This is a genomic window from Leifsonia sp. 2MCAF36 (assembly GCF_052115525.1).
Taxonomy (GTDB): domain Bacteria; phylum Actinomycetota; class Actinomycetes; order Actinomycetales; family Microbacteriaceae; genus Leifsonia.
On record NZ_JBFRGV010000013.1, the window covers coordinates 65,638 to 83,024 of the forward strand.

General features: G+C 68.4%; 21 protein-coding genes. 11 read left to right on the plus strand and 10 right to left on the minus strand.

What is annotated here, in order from left to right:
• Positions 1-88: 88 nt before the first annotated feature.
• From AB4079_RS17735 to AB4079_RS17760, 6 genes are all read left to right on the plus strand, one after another.
• Positions 89-1,069, plus strand: coding sequence for a hypothetical protein (locus AB4079_RS17735; RefSeq protein WP_441788642.1), 981 nt, complete (start codon positions 89-91; stop codon positions 1,067-1,069).
• A gap of 26 nt (positions 1,070-1,095) precedes the next feature.
• On the plus strand, positions 1,096-1,536 hold the full coding sequence (locus AB4079_RS17740; RefSeq protein WP_441788643.1) for a nucleotidyltransferase domain-containing protein: 441 nt from the start codon (positions 1,096-1,098) through the stop codon (positions 1,534-1,536).
• A 33-nt stretch (positions 1,537-1,569) separates the two neighbouring features.
• Positions 1,570-2,016 (plus strand): DUF1905 domain-containing protein, encoded by a 447-nt coding sequence (locus tag AB4079_RS17745; RefSeq protein WP_441788644.1) that lies wholly within the window; start codon positions 1,570-1,572, stop codon positions 2,014-2,016.
• Positions 2,017-2,056: 40 nt separating this feature from the next.
• Positions 2,057-3,034, plus strand: a complete 978-nt coding sequence (locus AB4079_RS17750; protein ID WP_441788645.1) for an alkaline phosphatase family protein — start codon at positions 2,057-2,059, stop codon at positions 3,032-3,034.
• A gap of 79 nt (positions 3,035-3,113) precedes the next feature.
• A complete protein-coding gene (locus tag AB4079_RS17755) occupies positions 3,114-3,944 on the plus strand; it encodes a ZIP family metal transporter (protein ID WP_441788646.1) in 831 nt (276 codons plus the stop codon).
• A 51-nt stretch (positions 3,945-3,995) separates the two neighbouring features.
• On the plus strand, positions 3,996-4,523 hold the full coding sequence (locus AB4079_RS17760; protein ID WP_441788647.1) for a hypothetical protein: 528 nt from the start codon (positions 3,996-3,998) through the stop codon (positions 4,521-4,523).
• Positions 4,524-4,529: 6 nt separating this feature from the next.
• Here the strand turns inward: AB4079_RS17760 and AB4079_RS17765 are convergent, their stop codons facing one another.
• Both AB4079_RS17765 and AB4079_RS17770 read right to left on the minus strand, forming a co-directional pair.
• Positions 4,530-5,222: a response regulator gene (locus tag AB4079_RS17765; protein WP_441788648.1), complete on the minus strand. Its 693-nt coding sequence runs from the start codon at positions 5,220-5,222 to the stop codon at positions 4,530-4,532.
• Positions 5,219-6,823 carry an ATP-binding protein gene (locus tag AB4079_RS17770; RefSeq protein ID WP_441788649.1) on the minus strand — a complete coding sequence of 535 codons (1,605 nt, stop codon included), beginning with the start codon at positions 6,821-6,823 and terminating at the stop codon, positions 5,219-5,221. The genes AB4079_RS17765 and AB4079_RS17770 overlap by 4 nt, the downstream gene beginning before the upstream one ends.
• Before the next feature lie 187 nt (positions 6,824-7,010).
• Between AB4079_RS17770 and AB4079_RS17775 the strand changes: the two genes are divergently transcribed.
• The 4 genes from AB4079_RS17775 to AB4079_RS17790 all read left to right on the plus strand — a co-directional run bounded on the left by AB4079_RS17775 (position 7,011) and on the right by AB4079_RS17790 (position 10,393).
• Positions 7,011-7,865, plus strand: a complete 855-nt coding sequence (locus AB4079_RS17775; RefSeq protein WP_441788650.1) for an ABC transporter ATP-binding protein — start codon at positions 7,011-7,013, stop codon at positions 7,863-7,865.
• A gap of 5 nt (positions 7,866-7,870) precedes the next feature.
• The gene (locus AB4079_RS17780; RefSeq protein WP_441788694.1) at positions 7,871-8,746 is read left to right on the plus strand and encodes an ABC transporter permease; all 876 of its coding nucleotides are present in this window, start codon (positions 7,871-7,873) and stop codon (positions 8,744-8,746) included.
• 97 nt (positions 8,747-8,843) lie between these two features.
• Positions 8,844-9,941: an ABC transporter substrate-binding protein gene (locus AB4079_RS17785; RefSeq protein ID WP_441788651.1), complete on the plus strand. Its 1,098-nt coding sequence runs from the start codon at positions 8,844-8,846 to the stop codon at positions 9,939-9,941.
• A 125-nt stretch (positions 9,942-10,066) separates the two neighbouring features.
• Entirely contained in the window at positions 10,067-10,393 is a 327-nt protein-coding gene (locus tag AB4079_RS17790; RefSeq protein WP_441788652.1) for a DUF7882 family protein, read from the plus strand.
• On the opposite strand, the gene AB4079_RS17795 is transcribed toward AB4079_RS17790, so the two are convergent.
• From AB4079_RS17795 to AB4079_RS17810, 4 genes are all read right to left on the minus strand, one after another.
• Positions 10,381-11,421: a PDDEXK nuclease domain-containing protein gene (locus tag AB4079_RS17795; protein WP_441788653.1), complete on the minus strand. Its 1,041-nt coding sequence runs from the start codon at positions 11,419-11,421 to the stop codon at positions 10,381-10,383. The genes AB4079_RS17790 and AB4079_RS17795 overlap by 13 nt on opposite strands.
• Positions 11,422-11,529: 108 nt before the next feature.
• The gene (locus AB4079_RS17800; protein ID WP_441788654.1) at positions 11,530-11,856 is read right to left on the minus strand and encodes a DUF7882 family protein; all 327 of its coding nucleotides are present in this window, start codon (positions 11,854-11,856) and stop codon (positions 11,530-11,532) included.
• 48 nt (positions 11,857-11,904) lie between these two features.
• Positions 11,905-12,747, minus strand: a complete 843-nt coding sequence (locus AB4079_RS17805; RefSeq protein WP_441788655.1) for an SDR family oxidoreductase — start codon at positions 12,745-12,747, stop codon at positions 11,905-11,907.
• Between the two features lie 63 nt (positions 12,748-12,810).
• Positions 12,811-13,350: a DapH/DapD/GlmU-related protein gene (locus AB4079_RS17810; protein WP_441788656.1), complete on the minus strand. Its 540-nt coding sequence runs from the start codon at positions 13,348-13,350 to the stop codon at positions 12,811-12,813.
• 67 nt (positions 13,351-13,417) lie between these two features.
• On the opposite strand from AB4079_RS17810, the gene AB4079_RS17815 reads away from it, so the two are divergent.
• A complete protein-coding gene (locus AB4079_RS17815; RefSeq protein WP_441788657.1) occupies positions 13,418-13,879 on the plus strand; it encodes a phage tail protein in 462 nt (153 codons plus the stop codon).
• Here AB4079_RS17815 and AB4079_RS17820 read toward each other — a convergent pair.
• The 4 genes from AB4079_RS17820 to AB4079_RS17835 form a co-directional block, all read right to left on the minus strand.
• The gene (locus tag AB4079_RS17820; protein ID WP_441788658.1) at positions 13,863-14,534 is read right to left on the minus strand and encodes an alpha/beta hydrolase family protein; all 672 of its coding nucleotides are present in this window, start codon (positions 14,532-14,534) and stop codon (positions 13,863-13,865) included. The genes AB4079_RS17815 and AB4079_RS17820 overlap by 17 nt on opposite strands.
• 345 nt (positions 14,535-14,879) lie before the next feature.
• Complete coding sequence (locus tag AB4079_RS17825) at positions 14,880-15,590, minus strand: MgtC/SapB family protein (protein WP_441788659.1); 711 nt, start codon at positions 15,588-15,590, stop codon at positions 14,880-14,882.
• A gap of 32 nt (positions 15,591-15,622) precedes the next feature.
• Entirely contained in the window at positions 15,623-17,020 is a 1,398-nt protein-coding gene (locus AB4079_RS17830; RefSeq protein ID WP_441788660.1) for an MFS transporter, read from the minus strand.
• Positions 17,021-17,062: 42 nt separating this feature from the next.
• A complete protein-coding gene (locus tag AB4079_RS17835; RefSeq protein ID WP_441788661.1) occupies positions 17,063-17,308 on the minus strand; it encodes a hypothetical protein in 246 nt (81 codons plus the stop codon).
• Positions 17,309-17,387: the final 79 nt, after the last annotated feature.

Sequence of the window (17,387 nt, forward strand, 5' to 3'; positions counted from 1 at the left end):
CCTGTGGTGGCTTCTCTTCATCCCAGGCTTCGTGATGGTTATGACTCCGTTTGAGCTTCTGGGACGCGGAAGAAGCCTCGGGGCTCCTGTGGTCGCGCTGATCTGTCTGGCCATCGTCGTGCCGCTCGTCGCGTATGTCCTCGTCGTGCGGTGGCGAGCGGACGCGCGCTTCGACGCGGTCACGGCGCTGTGGCCGTCCGCCTACGTCGTCGAGGGAATCTCGTGCGACCCGACCACGGCCGGCCTTTTCGCAGTGGGTGGCGCGGAGGCGTCCGTGCGGTCGAAGAAAGGGTTCGCGGTGGCGTTCGACCCAGACGGCGCGCGCTTCTACTCAGGTGGTCGCCATGTCATCGAATTCTTGCGGCTGACGTGGTCAGAGGTCGAGTCGATCGGGATCGAGACGGTGCAGGTCCCCAGCCGACAGGCCACCGCGCTGGAACTCACGGTTGCACGCGACGACGGGCCCGCGAAGCTCCCGATCGTGATCAAGGCGACCCGCGGAGTGAGCGGGTTCCGGTACAGCTCACCGGTCGAGACGGATAAGCATCTGAAGGCGATACTGTCGCTTCGCGGAACTACGCCGGAGACCGTTCGTCCCGTTGTTCGCTCGGAAACGCCGACGGACGCTCAAGCAAGCGCCCGAGGTACCCTCGCTCCGGGAGTAACGTCCGTTGGCATGACGCGGTTCTCGCTGATCGCCATCCTGGCCGGGCTGCTCGCTCTCCTGGCCATGCTTCCCTTCGGAATCCTGACGTGGACGGGCGTGTGGTCGCCGCCGGGCGTATTCTTCCTGCCGTTCATCCTCGTCGGAATCGGGGTGATGACAGTGGGCAGGATGGTCGGGCTCTTCGTCCCCATGCGCGAATCTGCGGAACTGCGTGCCGGCTACACGCTGTCTCGCGACGGTGACACCAACGTCGACCAGCTCGACCCGAAGACGGGCTACGTCATCCGCCCTGCCGGCCACCCGGCTCTCACCCGGGACGAGGAGAAGAGCGCGCTCCTCCGGGTGCGCGCTTCGGGCGGCATTGGTATTCGTCCCCCGATGGGTGCCGACGAAAAGCTCTGACCCCGACATTTCCTTAGCATGGACCCATGACCACGCGACTGAAGGGCCGCCGGCGCCAGGCGGCACGGGTTGTGGGGGACGTGGCCCGCTGGGCAGGTTCGTCGCCGCTGGTTGGCGCGGTCGTGCTGGTGGGCTCGTATGCGCGCGGCGCCGAGCGGATGGCGAGCGACGTCGACCTGGTGCTGCTCAGCGACGACCCCGACGCTCTCGCCGACTCGGCCTGGTTCCGCGACCTCGAGCCGGGCGCGCGGCTGGTGCGGTCCACCCGCTGGGGGCCGGTGCGGGAGCGGCGGTATCGTCTTCCGTCCGGGCTCCTTGTGGAGTTGGGCTTCGCCCCGGTCTCGTGGGCTGAGCTCCCACTGGACGCCGGCACCCGGCGGGTTCTCGCCGACGGCCACCGCGTCCTCTACGACGACGGAGTCCTGCAGCCCGCATCGGAGGCCGCCCGCGCACCTGTGCCAAGCTGAGGCCCTCGGTTCGGCTCGAAGGAGAGGACGCTCATGCCATCGTTTCGCGCGACCATACGTCAGGCAGGCAAGACGGCCACGGGGATCCCGGTACCCGAGGAGGTCGTGGCCGAGCTTGGTAGCGGCAAGAAGCCGGCGGTCGTCGTGCGGATCGGCTCGTACGAGTACCGGTCGACGGTCGCGAGCATGGGCGGCGAGTTCATGATCCCGCTCAGTGCCGACCACCGGGCGGCCTCCGGGGTGGCCGGGGGAGACGACGTCGAGGTGACGCTGAGTCTCGACGGGGCGCCGCGCGAGGTGCCGCTTCCCGCCGAGGTCAGGGAGGCGCTGGATGCGTCCCCGGCGCTCGCCGACGCCTATGCCGCGCTGTCGTACAGCAGGCAACGGGCGCTGATCGAACCGATCGACCAGGCGAAGACGGCCGAGACGCGGGATCGCCGGGTTCAGAAGGCCCTCGCGAGTCTCGGCGGAGGCGCATAGCCTCCCTTCTCGGCCGGGGCGCCCGGTCGATAATTGAGGGATGAGGGCACGGACGTTCGCGGCCGCAGCGACATCGGTTGCGGCTCTCGCAGCGGTGGCCCTCGCCCTCGGCGGCTGCACCGGCACGGGAGCGAGCACGGGGAGCAGCACAGCCCCGACCGCCGAGCATCAGACGCCATCATCACCGGTGACACCCACCCCCGGCACCCCGACCGCGACAGCATCCGCCACGCTGCAGCACGTCGTCGTCATCCTGGAGGAGAACAAGCCGGCCTCCAGCATCGTGGGCAACGCCGACGCGCCCTACTTCAACCAGTTGCTGACCCGCTACGCGCATGCGTCGATGTACAGCGCGATAACGCATCCCAGCCTGCCGAACTATCTTGCGCTCACCAGCGGGACCACCGGAGGCCTCACCTCCGACTGCAACCCGCCTGGCGGCTCGTGCCTGGTCACCGATCCGAACCTCGCCGACTCGTTGCGCACCGCCGGGCTCAGCTGGCGGATGTACGCGGAGGGCATGCCGTCGCCGTGCTCGACGCCGAACACTGACCGGTACGCGGTGAAGCACAACCCGTTCCTCTACTACCCCAGCGTGACGTCGTCCGCCGCCTACTGCGACCTGCACGATGTGCCGTTCAGCGCGTTCGCGGCGGACCTCGGCAGCGCCTCCACGCTTCCCGCGTTCTCGTTCGTGAGTCCCGACCTCTGCAACGACATGCACAGCTGTCCGGTTGCCACGGGGGACGCGTGGCTTTCCCGCGTCGTGCCGCAGATCCTCGCGTCGCCGGCGTTCACCACGCAGCGGTCGCTGCTCGTCGTCACCTTCGACGAGGGCGACAGCTCGGACAACGTCGTCGCCTGCGTCTTCGCCGGGCCGGCTGCGCGTCGTGGGGCGGTCTCCAACGCCGCGTACACGCACTATTCGCTGCTGCGGACCATCGAGGATGGGCTCGGCCTCCCGCCGCTCGGGGCCAGCGCGGCCGCCTCGCCGATGACCGACCTGCTGGCCCGCTGACCCGGCAGCCCGTGGCCGGATGCGCCCTCAACCTCCTGTAGGTTAGGTAAGCCTTATCGTCATCGGAAAGTGGGAGTGCGTGAACACGGGGACCGTCATCGTGATGGGAATCATCGCGGGAGGGACGATCTTCATCGGACTCCCGGTGGGACGGCTCGCAGCGCGCGGCAGAGGTATGCGCGCCATGCTGAACGCGATCACGATCGGTGTGCTGTTGTTCCTGCTCTGGGACGTCCTGGTGCACGCGGTCGAGCCGGTGGAGGCGGCGCTGACCGCCGCGTCGGTGGCCCACTCAGCGTCCTGGTGGCCGTTCATCGGCCTGGCGGCGCTGCTCTTCCTCGGTGTCGGCGTCGGCCTGCTCGGGCTGGTGGCCTACGACCGGTGGATCGCCCGGCGCGCTCGCGCTCCGCGGGATCCGCACGCGACGAGCGGAGGCGTGCTGCGACTGGCGGAACCGGCCAGCCGTCTCGCGTTCCTGATCGCCGTGGGCATCGGCCTGCACAACTTCGCCGAGGGGCTCGCGATCGGTCAGTCGGCCGCCGGCGGGGAACTGCAGCTGGCCGTCGTGCTGGTCATCGGCTTCGCTCTGCACAACGCCACCGAAGGTTTCGGCATCACCGCTCCGCTCGCCGGCTCCGGCAGACCGGCGCCCTGGGCGCAGCTGGCACTGCTCGGCGTCATCGGGGGCGGCCCGACCCTCGTCGGCACACTCCTCGGCAGCGTCGTCGTCAACGAGGCACTCGCGCTGGTCTTCCTGGCGCTCGCGGCGGGGTCCATCATCTACGTGCTCCTCCAGCTGGTCGGCGTCGCCCTCCGAATGGATCGGGGCCTGACGATGTACGTCGGCATCCTGATCGGCCTGTTCGCGGGCTTCGCCACCGACTTCGTGGTGACCGCGGCCGGCGTCTGAATACATCCCCGGGTGGACGCCGTCCGCCTCGTGGAGGGTCACCATGGCTCCATGTGGATACAACGGATTGTGTTCGCGGGCATCATGTACTGCCTCTTCGCGCTCGCCGTGGGCTCGACCTATGTGATCGCCCAGCACGACGGCCGAAGCGCGGTTGAAGACGCTCCACGTGCTCTGCTCTCCGCGCCGTCGATCGACGGCCGGCCGGGTCGTCTCGACCTCGCCCGTTACGAGGGCGTCTTCTGGGCGCGCTACGATCGCGCCGACCAGCCGATCGCCGGGAACGGCTACCTGGATGGAGCCCGCGCCGACATCCCGAAGGGAGTGCTCGCCACGGCCCGCGCATTCGGTGGCGACGCCGTCACCTGGCAGCCGGCGGACGGTCGGCGATTTGCGATCGTTGCGCAGGCGGAACCCGGCGGCGATGTGCTGGTGGCAGGCCAGTCCCTCCACCGCACCGAGCAGCGAGCGACGGAGTCGTTGGTCATCACCCTTCTTGTCTTGTTCGCCGGCGCCGTCGTGACCGCGGTGGGGCTCGTCCTCAGCTGGCTGCTGGGACGGCGATCCGTCCCGAGGTGAGGCCGGTCACCGCCGCTTGACCGCGTAGCGGTGCTCCGGACGCCCGGTCGTCCCGTACCGCAGCTCCAGGCGGAGGACGCCGCTCTGCTCCAGCTGGGTGAGCGCACGCTGGGCGGTGGTCCGGCTGATGCCGATCGCGGCAGCCACATCCGTCGCCGAGATGCTCGACGGGCTGCCGGAGACGGCATCGAACACGGCTTGCAGCGTCGGGGCGAGGCGGCGGATGGCCTCCTCCTGGGCGGGCGTCGCGGGCCGCAGCAGGTCGAAGATGCGGTCGATGTCCTGCTGGCTCGCGAGCTCCGGGAACCGGGCCAGGTCGTCATGCGCCCGCCGGAACGAGGCGAGCCGTTCGGCCAGCTCCGCGAACCCGAACGGTTTGACGAGGTAGTGGAGGGCGCCGAGCTGCACCGCGCGCCGCACCGTGGCGACGTCGTTGGCGGCCGAAATGACCAGCACTGCCGGGGGAGCGGGGTCCGCGAGGAGGGTGCGCACGACCTCCAGCCCGTCCTCGTCGGGGAGGTACACATCCATCAGCACCAGGTCGGGCCGGAGGGAGGCGGTCAGCGCGCGGGCGTCGGCGGCCGTGTGCGCGGTGCCGACCACCCGGAAGCCGGGGACGGCTTCCACGAACCCGACGTGAACCCCGGCGACCCGGAAGTCGTCGTCGACGACGAGGACGGAGAGCGGGTCGTCGTTCATCCGGTCACCTGGCTCGACGGGGGCCGCGAGCATGGCAGGACGACGGTGAAGGTCGCGCCAGGACCCTCCGACACGGTGACCGTGCCGCCGAGCTTCGCGACCGTCGAGTGCACCAGCGACAGACCGAGCCCGCTGTGGCGGACGGGGGAGCCCTGCTTGGTCGTGTAGCCGTTGGCGAAGATCCGCGGCAGCTCGGCGCTCTGGACGCCGGGACCGTTGTCCGACACCCGGACGGTGATCGACTGCGGCGATTCGACGATGCTCACCGTGGTGCGCCTCGGTGCCGACGCCCCCGCCAGGGCGTCGAAAGCGTTGTCGACCAGGTTGCCGACGATGGTCGTGAGGGCCTGGACGCGATCCGGCGCCTCCCCGAGGTCCGTGTCCGGGGCGATCACCAGTTCGATGCCGCGCTCGTTCGCCTCGGCTGCCTTCCCGAGCAGGAGCCCGATGATGAGCGGCGCGCCGATGTGGGTGCGCAACGTGTGGTCGAGGTCGGCGGTCGTGCCGCGGATCTCGTTCAGGTACTGGAGCGCCTCATCCGGCCGCCCCAGCTCGAGCAGCCCGGAGAGCGCATGCATCCGATTCGAGTACTCGTGCTGCTGGGCGCGGATCGACTCGGCGAAGCTGCGCTCGCCGTCCAGCTGACGGGTGAGCGCCGTCAGCTCGGTGCGGTCCTGCAGGGTGACGACGGCACCGTGCGGTCGGCCGCCGATGGTCACCGGCATGCGATTGATGACAAGAACGTAGTCGTCGGTGATCGCGATCGCGTCCGTGATCGCGGTCGTGCCGGTGAGGGTGTCCCGGATGGGCGTCGCGGCGAGCACATCGTCGAGGAGCCGGCCGCCTGCGCCGTCGGGGAGGTGCAGGAGGCGCCGGGCCTCGTCGTTGACGACGGTGATGCGCCCGGCGGGGTCGATGGCGATCACGCCCTCCCGGATCCCGTGCAGTGTCGCTTCGCGCTCCTGGAGGAGCCGTGCGATCTCATCCAGCTCCAGGCCGAAGGTGCGGCGCTTCAGGAAGCTGGCCAGGGCGAACGAGACGAGCGTCCCGATGGCGAGCACGAGCACGAACCAGGCCCCGTACGCCGGTAGCTCGGCCAGGAGTTCGCTGCTGACGCTGCTCTCCCGGATGCCGACGGAGATCTCGCCGACGACGGTGGTGCCCTCACCGAACAGCGGGACGCGGGCATTGGCGTTCACCCCGGTCGCTCCGGGGTCGACGCGGAGGTGCACCTTGCCATCGCGGGCCACCAACGGCTCGGACACCTTCTGGCCGATGAGCGCCGGGTCGGGATGCGAGTGCCGCACCCGGTTCCGGTCGATGACGACGACGTAGTCGGCGCCGGTGCGTTCGGCCGTCTGAGAAGCGAGGGACTGGACGGTCGTCGCGCAGTCCGGTCCGCCCACCGTCATGCAAGACCGGATCTCAGGAATTTGCGCGAAGGTCTGGGCGATTGCCGCCGCCCTCTCCTGGTAGTCGGCGTCCAGGTTGCTGCGCGCAGTCTGCGCGAAGAGCACGAAGCCGATCACCATCGAGGCGGTCAGAATCGCCACCTGAGCCAGCAGGATCTGGCTCGACAGTCGCCTGATCCGTCGTCGCATCCTGGAAAGTCTCTCACCCGAACCCGGCAGATGGCCGCGCCCAGAACGCCCAGAACCTTCGGCAACGCTCAGATCCGGGCGAATGGGGCACAAGCGCGACAGCGGACGTGGCCATGGCGGAGCATCGTCCACACGGTGAAAGCCACACACACCGAGCTACACAACGAAAGACAGAGAGGTCTTCGAGATGGTTGGACAACAACCCCGTGACATCGTCACGACACCCGATTCGGACGAGTCGGCGCGCATCGACATCGTCGCCCTGACCAAGCGGTTCCTCACACCGAAGGGGGACACGTTCACGGCCATCCGCGACGTCACCTTCACTGTTGAGCCCGGCAGCTTCTGCGCGATCGTCGGACCGACGGGCTGCGGAAAGTCGACGACACTGGCCCAGGTCTCCGGGCTGGAACGGCCCAGCGCCGGCTCGGTGAGCGTCGGCAGCCGGATCGTCGACGGCATCACCTCCGGGGTGAGCTACATGTTCCAGGCCGACTCACTCTTCCCGTGGAAGACGGTGCTGAACAACGTGATGATCGGCCCCATCCTGCTCGGGACGCCCAAGAAGGAGGCGACCGCCCTTGCGATGGACTGGCTGCGACGTGTCGGCCTGTCCGGGTTCGAGGACCGCTACCCCCACCAGCTCTCCGGCGGCATGCGCAAGCGCGTCGCCATGGCGGCGGCCCTGATAAACAACCCGCGCATCCTTCTCATGGACGAGCCGTTCGGCGCCCTGGATGTGCAGACGAAGGCGATCATGCAGACCGAGCTCCTCCAGCTGTGGGAGCAACTGCGGCCCACCGTGCTGTTCATCACACACGACCTGGACGAAGCGGTCGCGCTCGCCGACAAGGTCGTCATCATGACCAGCAGCCCCGGGACGGTGAAGGACGTCTTCGAGGTTGACCTGCCGCGTCCGCGCGGCGACGTGCAGGAGATCCGCCACGAGGCGCGTTTCCTCGAGATTCAGGGGCGGATCTGGGAGTCGCTGCGCGACGAAGTCACCCGCGCCTACCAGCAGACAGCAGGAGCGGCAGCGTGACCACCATGACCACCACCAGGACATCCCAGCCCACCCTCGCGGGCACCCGTGAGACCGATCTGCAGCTCGCAGGCCGCCGCGCGCTCAAGCGGCGCACCACCGCCGTCTGGATCGGCCGCGTCGCCGTCGCCGTCTTCGTCATCGGCGGCTGGCAGTGGTTCACCTCGACCGGTTGGGTCGACAAGTTCTTCTACGGCCAGCCGTCGGGAATCTGGGACAGCCTGGTGCGGCTGTTCACCCAGGGGACCGCGTTCGGAACCATCTGGGAGAACCTCTGGATCACGATTCAAGAGGCGTTCCTCGGCTTCATCGTCGGCACGATCGCCGGCGTTGTGTTCGGCATCCTCCTCGGCTCCAACCGGTACCTTGCGTCCGTCTTCGGGCCCTACATCAAGATCGTGAACTCCATCCCGCGCATCGTGCTCGGCTCGATCTTCATCGTCGCGTTCGGGCTGGGCATCGGGCCCAAGGTGCTGCTGGCCGCGGTGCTGGTGTTCTTCGTCGTCTTCTTCAACGCCTTCCAGGGTGTTCGGGAGGTCGACCCCAACCTGGTCGCCAACGTCCGTGTCCTGGGGGCGTCCCCCGCACAGGTTGCGCGGCACGTGACCATCCCGTCGGCCATGACGTGGATCATCGCCAGCCTGCACACCGCCTTCGGGTTCGCGATCATCGGCGCGCTGGTGGCGGAAGTCCTCGGCGCCCAGCACGGCATCGGACTGATCATCAGCCAGTCGCAGGGCAACTTCGACCCCAACACGGTCTTCGCCTGCATGGTGATCGTCGCGGTCGTGACCCTCGTGGCCGAGTACCTGATCACCCTGCTGGAGAAGGCCCTGCTCAAGTGGCGGCCGCCGAGCCGCTCCGAAGTCCAGGCCATCTGACCCGGCCGGGCAGCTGACCAACCGGGCCGCACCGGCCCCCCTGAAGACCTGCAATGAGGCAGACCGCCGGCACGCCGGCAACACGAAAGGAACCCCAATGAACAAGCGCAGCATCGGTGTTATCGCGGCCGCGGGCATCGTCGCCCTCGGACTCGCCGCCTGCAGTTCCGGTGGCGGCGGGTCGGGCAGCAGCTCCTCCTCCACTTCCGCCGCTTCGATGCCGACCGTGAAGATGATGGTCGGCGGCATCGACAAGCAGATCTACCTCCCGTACCAGCTCGCTCAGAGCCTCGGCTACTACAAGAAGTACGGCGTCAACATGGAGCTGTCGACCGAGCAGAACGGCGGGGTCGGCGCCGAGGAGGCGATGGCATCCGGTCAGGTGGACATGGCGGGCGCCTGGTACATCCACACCGTCGATTTCCAGTCGAAGGGCAAGGACGTCATCAACCTCGTCCAGCTGTCCGGCGCCCCCGGTGAGCGCGAGATGTGCAGCCCGGCGAGCGGAGTGAAGTCGGCCGCCGACTTCAAGGGCAAGAACCTGGGAGTCACCGACCTCGGCTCGGGCACCGACGAGCTGACGCAGTTCCTCGCCGCGCAGCACGGCATCCAGAAGACGCAGTACAACACCATCGCGGTGCACGCCGGATCGACCGCGATCGCGGCCATCCAGCGCAACAGCGCGGACTGCGTGATGACCACGCAGCCCACGGTCGGCGCCCTCACGTCGCAGAAGCTCGCCACCACCGCCGTCGACCTGGCGACGACAGCCGGAGCCACCAAGGCCCTCGGCGGAGCGTGGCCGGCGGCCGGACTGCTCGCCAACGCCAGCTGGGTGAAGTCTCACGAGGACGCCGCCCAGAAGACGGTGGACGCGCTCGTCGCGACCATGCACTGGATCGCGACGCACAGCGCGAAGGACATCGCCGACAAACTGCCGCAGGACTTCGTGCAGAACAGCACGATCAGCAAGCAGCAGTACATCGACGGCCTCACCCAGGACAAGGGTCAGTTCCTGCCCGACGGCATCATGCCTGCCGGCGGCCCGAAGGTGATCTTCAACATGGAGAAGACCATCGGCGTTGACACCTCCAAGGTGACCTACGCGAGCACCTTCACCAACAAGTACGCCGACGCGGCGAACAAGCTGGAAGGGTTCACCCCGACGACGAAGCCCGCCGGCGCGAACGGCTGACGCGGCCGACCGAAAGACCCGGAGAGACCCGCCAGGCAGCAGCCTGGCGGGTCTCTTGTGTCCGTCGGGACCGGATCTCCTCGCTATGCTGACTCAGCACGTATCGACAGACGAGGGGCACTGACATGGGTTCGCTGTTCTACGGCGCCTCGCGCCTGGAGATCGTGGTCGACGACGCGACCCTGGCCCTGCTGCAGCGGGTGATCGTCGCCAAGATGCGCCGCGGTGAGCCGTTCGCCATCACCTGGGACGACGACGACTCCATCGGCGACGGCCTGAGCAGCGTCTGGATCTCCCCGACGATCGAACTCCACTTCAAGTTCGACAGCGGCCGGCTTCCTGCCCTGGACCCGGCCGAACTGGAGCGCATGTCGATGGAGTCCGCCACCCCGTCCGGCCTTCGCCTCCGCAACGCCACCCTGATCGCGGAGCCGACCGGCTACGACAGCTGACCGTCGGTCCAGTCAAGTGCGGCCGCGATCTGTTCGGCATCGGGCAGCACGTGTCGTTCAGCGGCGGGGAGGGCGTCATAGGCGTACGTCGATACCGCCATGGGCGATGCCGTCCGCCCGAGGGCGTATCGGACTGTGCGGTCGTTTCGACTTCCACAGATCAGAATCCCAACGGTGGGGCGGTGGTAGTCACGACGCATGGTGTCGTCGACGAGGGCGATGTAGAAACCGAGTTGGCCGGCGAACCCTGGCTCAAATTTTCCCGTCTTGAGTTCGACCACGACGTAGCGCAACTGTTCCGTGTGGAAGAAGAGAAGGTCGACAAAGAAGTCATCACCGTCAACATCGAAGTGAACTTGCCGGCCGACGAAGGCGAAACCGGTGCCGAGTTCCCGAAGCGTGTCGACGATGCGGTTCATGAGCGCCTGCTCGAGGTCGCGTTCGGCCACTTTTCCTGCCAGGTCCAGGAAGTCGAAGACATAGGGGTCTTTTGCGAGCTGTCCGGCGAGGTCGGAGTCCGATTCCGCGAGTTGCCCTGCGAAATTGGACGGTGATGAACCGATCCGCTCCCGCGTGCGGTTCACGATGTGGTTGGTGAGAACGTTCCTGGACCAGCCGTGCTCGGCGGCCTCTTCGGCGTACCAGTCTCGGTCGTCTTGGTTCTCGAGCTTATCGAGCAGCACCATGATGTGCCCCCACGGCAGTAGTCCAGCAGACTGCTGGACTATTTGGTCACGTTCCGGCCAGGCATGAGCGAACGCACGCATGTAGAACAGGTTCGATCTGGAGAACCCCTTGATCGACGGGAACTCGGCGCGGAGATCCTCGGCGAGCCGAGCGACCACATGGGCTCCCCATTGTTCGTCAGCTTGACGCATCAAGATTGTGCTGCCTATCGACCAGTACAAGCTGATGAGCTCGGTGTTCACGCGGCGCTGCGCAGTTAGGCGGGCCGAGCGAACTCGTTCTTTGAGCTCGTCGAGAACCACTGCATAGTCGGACGGCAACGTTCGGACCTGGGAGGCCACTCGGTCACATTAGCCAAGCGGAGATAGTCCAGCGGATCGCTGGACTACCGCGCACTGCTCGCCCGGCTAATAGCGGTCACATGGCCCAGCTGCCAGGGCCAGGGGGCTCTAGTCGACGTCCGTGGCGTCGATCGGGATCGGAATGATCGTCTCGTCCGTGATCATCAGGCCGTAGGAGGAGTTGGCCGATTCGGCGAGCTCCGTGATCCAGGTGCGGTTGATTGCTGGTGCTCGTCCGCCCTCGTATTCGCACATGATCGGGACGCCGTTGTCGATCCAGACCGAGGCGCGCTTGCGGCCGATGGTGCTGTCCCCACGCCAGCTGAGGAAGAAGTGCTCGCCACGGCGCAGCTTCAGGGTGATCACGACCTGCAGATGGGACAGCAGCCGGTCATCCAGTGCGAAGCTGTGCATGCCGTAATACAAGGTACCCACGGGACCATTCTCTCGAATTTTCGGGCGTACGACGACTGGGCGCGCTTTTCAGGTGCCGGTCACCCAGTGCGCGGTGACCGCCTGCACGTGGGCACCGTCCAGGTCGCCGAGTTTGATGCCGACGAACCGGTGTGCGGCGTCGGATGTCTGCACCCGAGCGGGCGGGTCGTCGGCGACCAGGACCTCCACGATTCTCTCGGCGACGCCGTCCGCGGTCTGTGCGTTGGCGGGGTCGAAGGCGGCCGCGGTCCGCGCCAGGTACGCCCGCAGCGCCGTGTCGTAGGGCGTGCCCTCCGCCAGCGTCCTCTCGATCCCGACGTTGGCGACGAACTCCGTCGACACCGCACCCGGCTCGATGACGCTGACCCGGACGCCCACGGTCGCGGCGACCGGAGTCAGCGACTCCATGAAGCCTTCGACAGCGAACTTCGCCGCGCAGTACGCCTCGTTGAACGGCTGGCCGACCACGCCGCCGACACTGGAGACGGTGAGGAGACGTCCGCGGCTCTCCCGCAGCAGCGGCATGGCCGTTTTGGACATCGCCACGACACCGAAGAAATTGACCTCCATCACGGCGCGGACGTCGTCGACCGACTCCAGCTCCACCGTGCCGACGTGGCCGGCGCCCGCATTGTTGAGCAGGGCGTCGAGCCGACCGTAGGTCGAGCGAATGTGCGCGAGGCAGCCCTCGATGGAGGCGGGATCGGTCACGTCGAGCGGCTGGAGGTCGAGCTCGACACCGGCGGTCGCCGCAGCGGATCGCAGGGAGTCGGACTTCGCGAGGTCGCGCATCGTGGCGACCACGGTGAAGCCGGCGCGGGCGGCAGCGACAGCGGTCGTCAGGCCGATGCCGGAGGACGTTCCGGTCACGAGGAGGATGGGTTCGGTCACGGGGCAATCCTCCCACCGCGGGGCCGGTCCAACGGTGGCCGCTTACCGCTTCGCGTCGCGGTCTCACCAGGTGCGGCGGACGCCTGCCTTGGCGCTGGCGACCAGGGTCCGCGGCGGCACGTCGTCCGCGACGATCGCGCCGGCGGCGATGACCGCATCCCGGCCGATGGTCACGCCCGGGAGGATGGTCGCCCCTGCGCCGATCCACACGTTCTCTTCGACGACGATCGGGCCGCCGGTCAGCCAGACCTTGCGGTCCTCGGTGTCGACCGGGTGGCCGACGGTGATGAAGGTCGCCCGCGGCGCGACCATGACGCGCTCCGCCAGGCGGACGCCCGCGTAGTCGAGGAACGTGCAGTTCTGGTTGATGAACACTCGCTCGGAGAGCTCCAGGTTGCGGCCATGGTCGGTGAAGAATGGGGGATAGATGGTGACCCGTTCGGGGAGGGGACGGCCGAGGATCTGGGCGAACAACTCGTGCTTGCCCGCTTCGTCGTCGAACGGCAGCACATTCAGGCGCGACGTCAGCGCCGTCACCTCGAGAACACGCTCGGACATGGCCCGGAACTCGGGGCTGTGGATGCGCATCAGCAGGTCGGACACCCCCCGATCCTCGCACGGACGGCCGCCACGCTACGGTTGTTCCGAACACCGCTCACCTGGAGGATCCATGCCGTACATCGTCGACTTCGTCACCGTGTCCACCGTCGGGCTGGAGTCGTCTCCGGTCGTCGACGCGCTCGCCGGGCTGCGCGCGAACGAGGCGCGCTACTTCCACAACAAGTACGACCTCGACTTCACGGTCGGGACCGCGGAGGAAGAGTCCGAGGCGATCGAGCGCGTGGCTCGCGTCCTGAAGGAGGAGCGCGACATCGTCATCGCGTCGCCGGCCCTGGAGGCGACCCGGTTCGAGGTCGACGGGGTGGACTGGACGTACGTCTTCTATGAGTCGGGCCTGTCCATCAACCTGCTTTACACAATCGCCGACGGCGGCAAACGCGCGGTCGGGTTCAAGCTCTCCGACGGGATGGAGGTGCCCGCCGAGTTGTCCGCTTTCAAGTTCGCGCGCCAGAAGTCCCGGCTCGCCGGCACCATCCGCGGCTCCTACTTCGTCGTCAAGGGCGAGTACTGACGGTTTGCACGAACTCGGCGACCGTCGAAGTGAGCAGGTCGCGCACGCCTGCAGCGCCCAGCGGGGAGTCCTTCAGCGACCGCATGCCGTGATCGGCCCCTGGCACGTCGACGACCCGGATGCGGTCGCCGTCGCGGGCCTCGTGACCGCCGAGTTCGCGGCGGAGGTCGTCGGCCGTCCCGAACGTGTCCCGCCCGCCCTGCAGCACCAGCACGGGCACGGTCGGCTGCAGCAGCTCGGCCAGCCGCGACTTCTCGGGGCTTCCGGGAGGGTGCAGCGGGAACGCCAGGCAGAGGACGGCCGCAGCCGCGGTGGAGGCGGCGGTGCGGCACGCCACGCGGGCCCCGGCGCTTCGGCCGCCGACGACGAGCGGCAGACCCTGCGCGAGCTCGTGCACGCGGGGAGCCGTCTCCAGCCACGCCGTGTCCAGGGACGCCGGTCGGGCGGCGACGCGCTTGCCGGCCACCCGCCACGGCTGCTCGTGGCGGACAACGGTGACCCCGAGCTCCGGCAGTCGCGCGGCGAGCACGGCGAGGTCCACGGCGTCGATGCCGCCTCCGGCTCCGTGACCCAGCCACAGCACCGCGAAGGGATGTTCGGCCTCGGCGACGGTCAGCCTCCCCGGGCCGACCGAGGTCGGAACGTCCAGCAGCATGTCGTCCACGCTACCTGCTCCGACTTTCTCAGGGACGAAGATCGACCGAACCCTTGCTTCGGCGCAAGCGTGGGCGGACCATAGACGGGTAGCGGGCGACAGGTCGGACGGGGATGGTCATATGGTCGCGAACTCACGGATGTGCGCGGTGTGCGGAGCGCCGATCTCCGCCGAGCGGAGACTGGTGCCGACGTCGAGCGGGTCATGGGCGCCGGTGCCGGTGCCGGTGGGCTGCACGAATCCGTTGTGCCCGAATTCGTCGACCCAGCAGCGGACGGCGCCACCCGGCGCGGCGACCCTCGTCGCCTGACGGCCCGGCTGAGCGAGCCCGAGCGGGCTCGCCGCTCACTCCCGTTCGCGGTCGGTGCGGACGGTGGTCACACCATCTACGCTCGCGAGCTGCGCGATGAGCCGCTGCGTGTCCGCCGCATTCGCCCGCACGCGCACGCGGAGCTGCATCCTCTCGATGTCCGCGTCGCCCCGCCCACTGCCGGCTGAACTGTGCCGCAGGTCGTCGATGCTCGTCCGCGCACGCGTGTCGGCGCAGACATCGAAGAGACGGGCGAGGGTGTCGCCGGTCCGGGTGGCCTCGACGGTGAGCGTGGTTCCGTGGGTTCGGCGCAGCACCCGCTCGGCGGTGGGGAGCGTGCCGACGGCCACGAGGTGAAGAGCGGTACCGACGACCGCGATGATCGGGAGGCCCGCTCCGCACGCCATCCCGATCGCCGCCGTCACCCAGATGGAGGCGGCCGTGGTGAGCCCGACCACGTTTCCGCGGTTGACGAAGATCACACCGGCACCGAGAAAGCCGATGCCGGTGACGACCTGGGCGGCGATCCGCGACGGGTCGGTGGCGGTCAGCCCCAGGTCGGCGAAGCCGTACGCCGAGACGAGGGTGAACAGCGCCGAGCCGAGACCGACGAGGATGTGCGTCCGCAGCCCCGCGCTCTTCAGCCGCCGCTCGCGCTCCACGCCGATGACAGCACTGAGCGCGAAGGCGAGGAGGAGCAGCAGCAGCTGCGTCACCAGTTCTGTCCCGCCCAGCCAGAGCGTCATGCCGGGAGTCTAGGTTTCGTGGATGCGCCCGGCTACCCAGCCGTGCGCGCCTCCCGGCCGCCGCGCGGCCGCACGAAGACGAGCAGCGCCAGGTGCACCACCGCCAGCGCGGTCGCCACCCCGACGGCGGTCAGCCAACTGCTCGCCGTCGTCCCACCGCTGAACAGCAGCCCCAGCACGGTCGTCGCGACGATCGCCCCCACGTAGCGCGACGTCTGGAAGATGCCGGCGGCCACTCCGCTGTCCTCCGGGCGCGCCGACGAGTAGAGCGCCTGATTCATCCCGATGCTGACGACGCAGTAGGGGATGCCGAGGGCGGCGGTCAGCAGCAGCACCGCCCACGGCGCGGTCGTGGCTGCGCCGAAGGCCAGCAGACCGGCTCCGATGACGAGGGCGACGGCCCCGGTGATCAGCGTGGGGCGCAAGCCGATCGACTCGATCGCCCGCGCCGCGAGCGGGGTGACCACGATGGTGACGGCGGCGAGCGGGAACATCAGGAGCCCGGCGACACCGGCCGAGTATCCGCCGTGCGTCTGCAGGTACTGCGGAAGCCCGAAGAACGCCGAGTAGTAGACGACGTTGAAGATGGCGAAGCAGAGGTAGACCATCAGCAGCCGGCGGTTGGCCGCCAGCAGGCGGAGGTCGAGGAAGGGATGCGACGTCCGCAGTTCACGCCAGACGAAGAGTCCAGCTGCGACCGCGCACACCGGCAGCAGCCACCACAACGGCCGGGGGTGGACGTCGAGCAGGAACACCAGCAGGGAGGTCAGCGTGGCGATGAAGAGCAGGATGCCGGGGATGTCCGACTCGGCGAGCGTGCGGCTGAACGGCGTCCGCTCCCGAACGGCGTCGCGCGGCGCGAACAGCCAGACTCCGATGAACGTCACGACGGCCAGGGGGACGTTGATCCAGAAGATGGACTGCCAGCCGAGGAACGTGACGAGCGCGCCGCCGAGGACCGGCCCGATGGCCGCGCCCGACGTGTTGGCGATCTGGATGCGGCCCAGCAGTCTCGGGGTGCCGACACCGGAACTCGCGGCCAACGGACGCAGCATCGCTATTGCGGACGGGAAAGCGGTCGCCGTGCCGACGGCGAGGGCCACCCGGCCGATGCAGACGCCGACGAACGACGACGAGAGCGGGGTGAGCGCGCAGGCGAGCGCGACCACCACCATCCCGAACAGGAACAACCTGCGCGGGCCGAACCGGTCGGCCAGCCGGCCCATCAGCGGTTGACCGGCGGCCGACGCCAGGTAGAAGGAGGTGATCACCCAGGTGACGGTGGTCACATCCACGGCGAATTCGCGCTGCAGCGACACCAGCGCCACCGCGATCATCGACGAGTTGAGGGGGTTGAGGAGGGTGCCCAGGCTGAGGGCGGCGACGGCCGGTCCGGTTCGGGGGCGGCCGGGGTCGGCGGAGCGTGTCACTCGTCCACGCTACCCGCCGAGGGCCGCGGGCTGCGGTTCCGGTCAGTCGTCGAGGTCTTTGGTCGTCACCGGGATGGTCGAACGGTACGGGTAGGCCGGCATGGAGGAGTACTGCTCCTCGTCCGCCAGTTCGTACACGTCGTAGGCGAGTGCGCCGGCGAACGTGGTGGCGACGCGGATCTCGCCGGGCGGGCAGCCGCCGATCAGGGGCACGACCACGACGCTGTCGAGGGTCCGGCCATCCTCGTAGAGGAGGGCCGCTTTGATGGTTCGCGTAAGAGCGTCCATGACCGGACTTTACGGCGGTTCGCGTGAACCTCCCTTGACGGCACGCGGCTGTTTGGAGAAAGTGATCACAGCGGAGGGA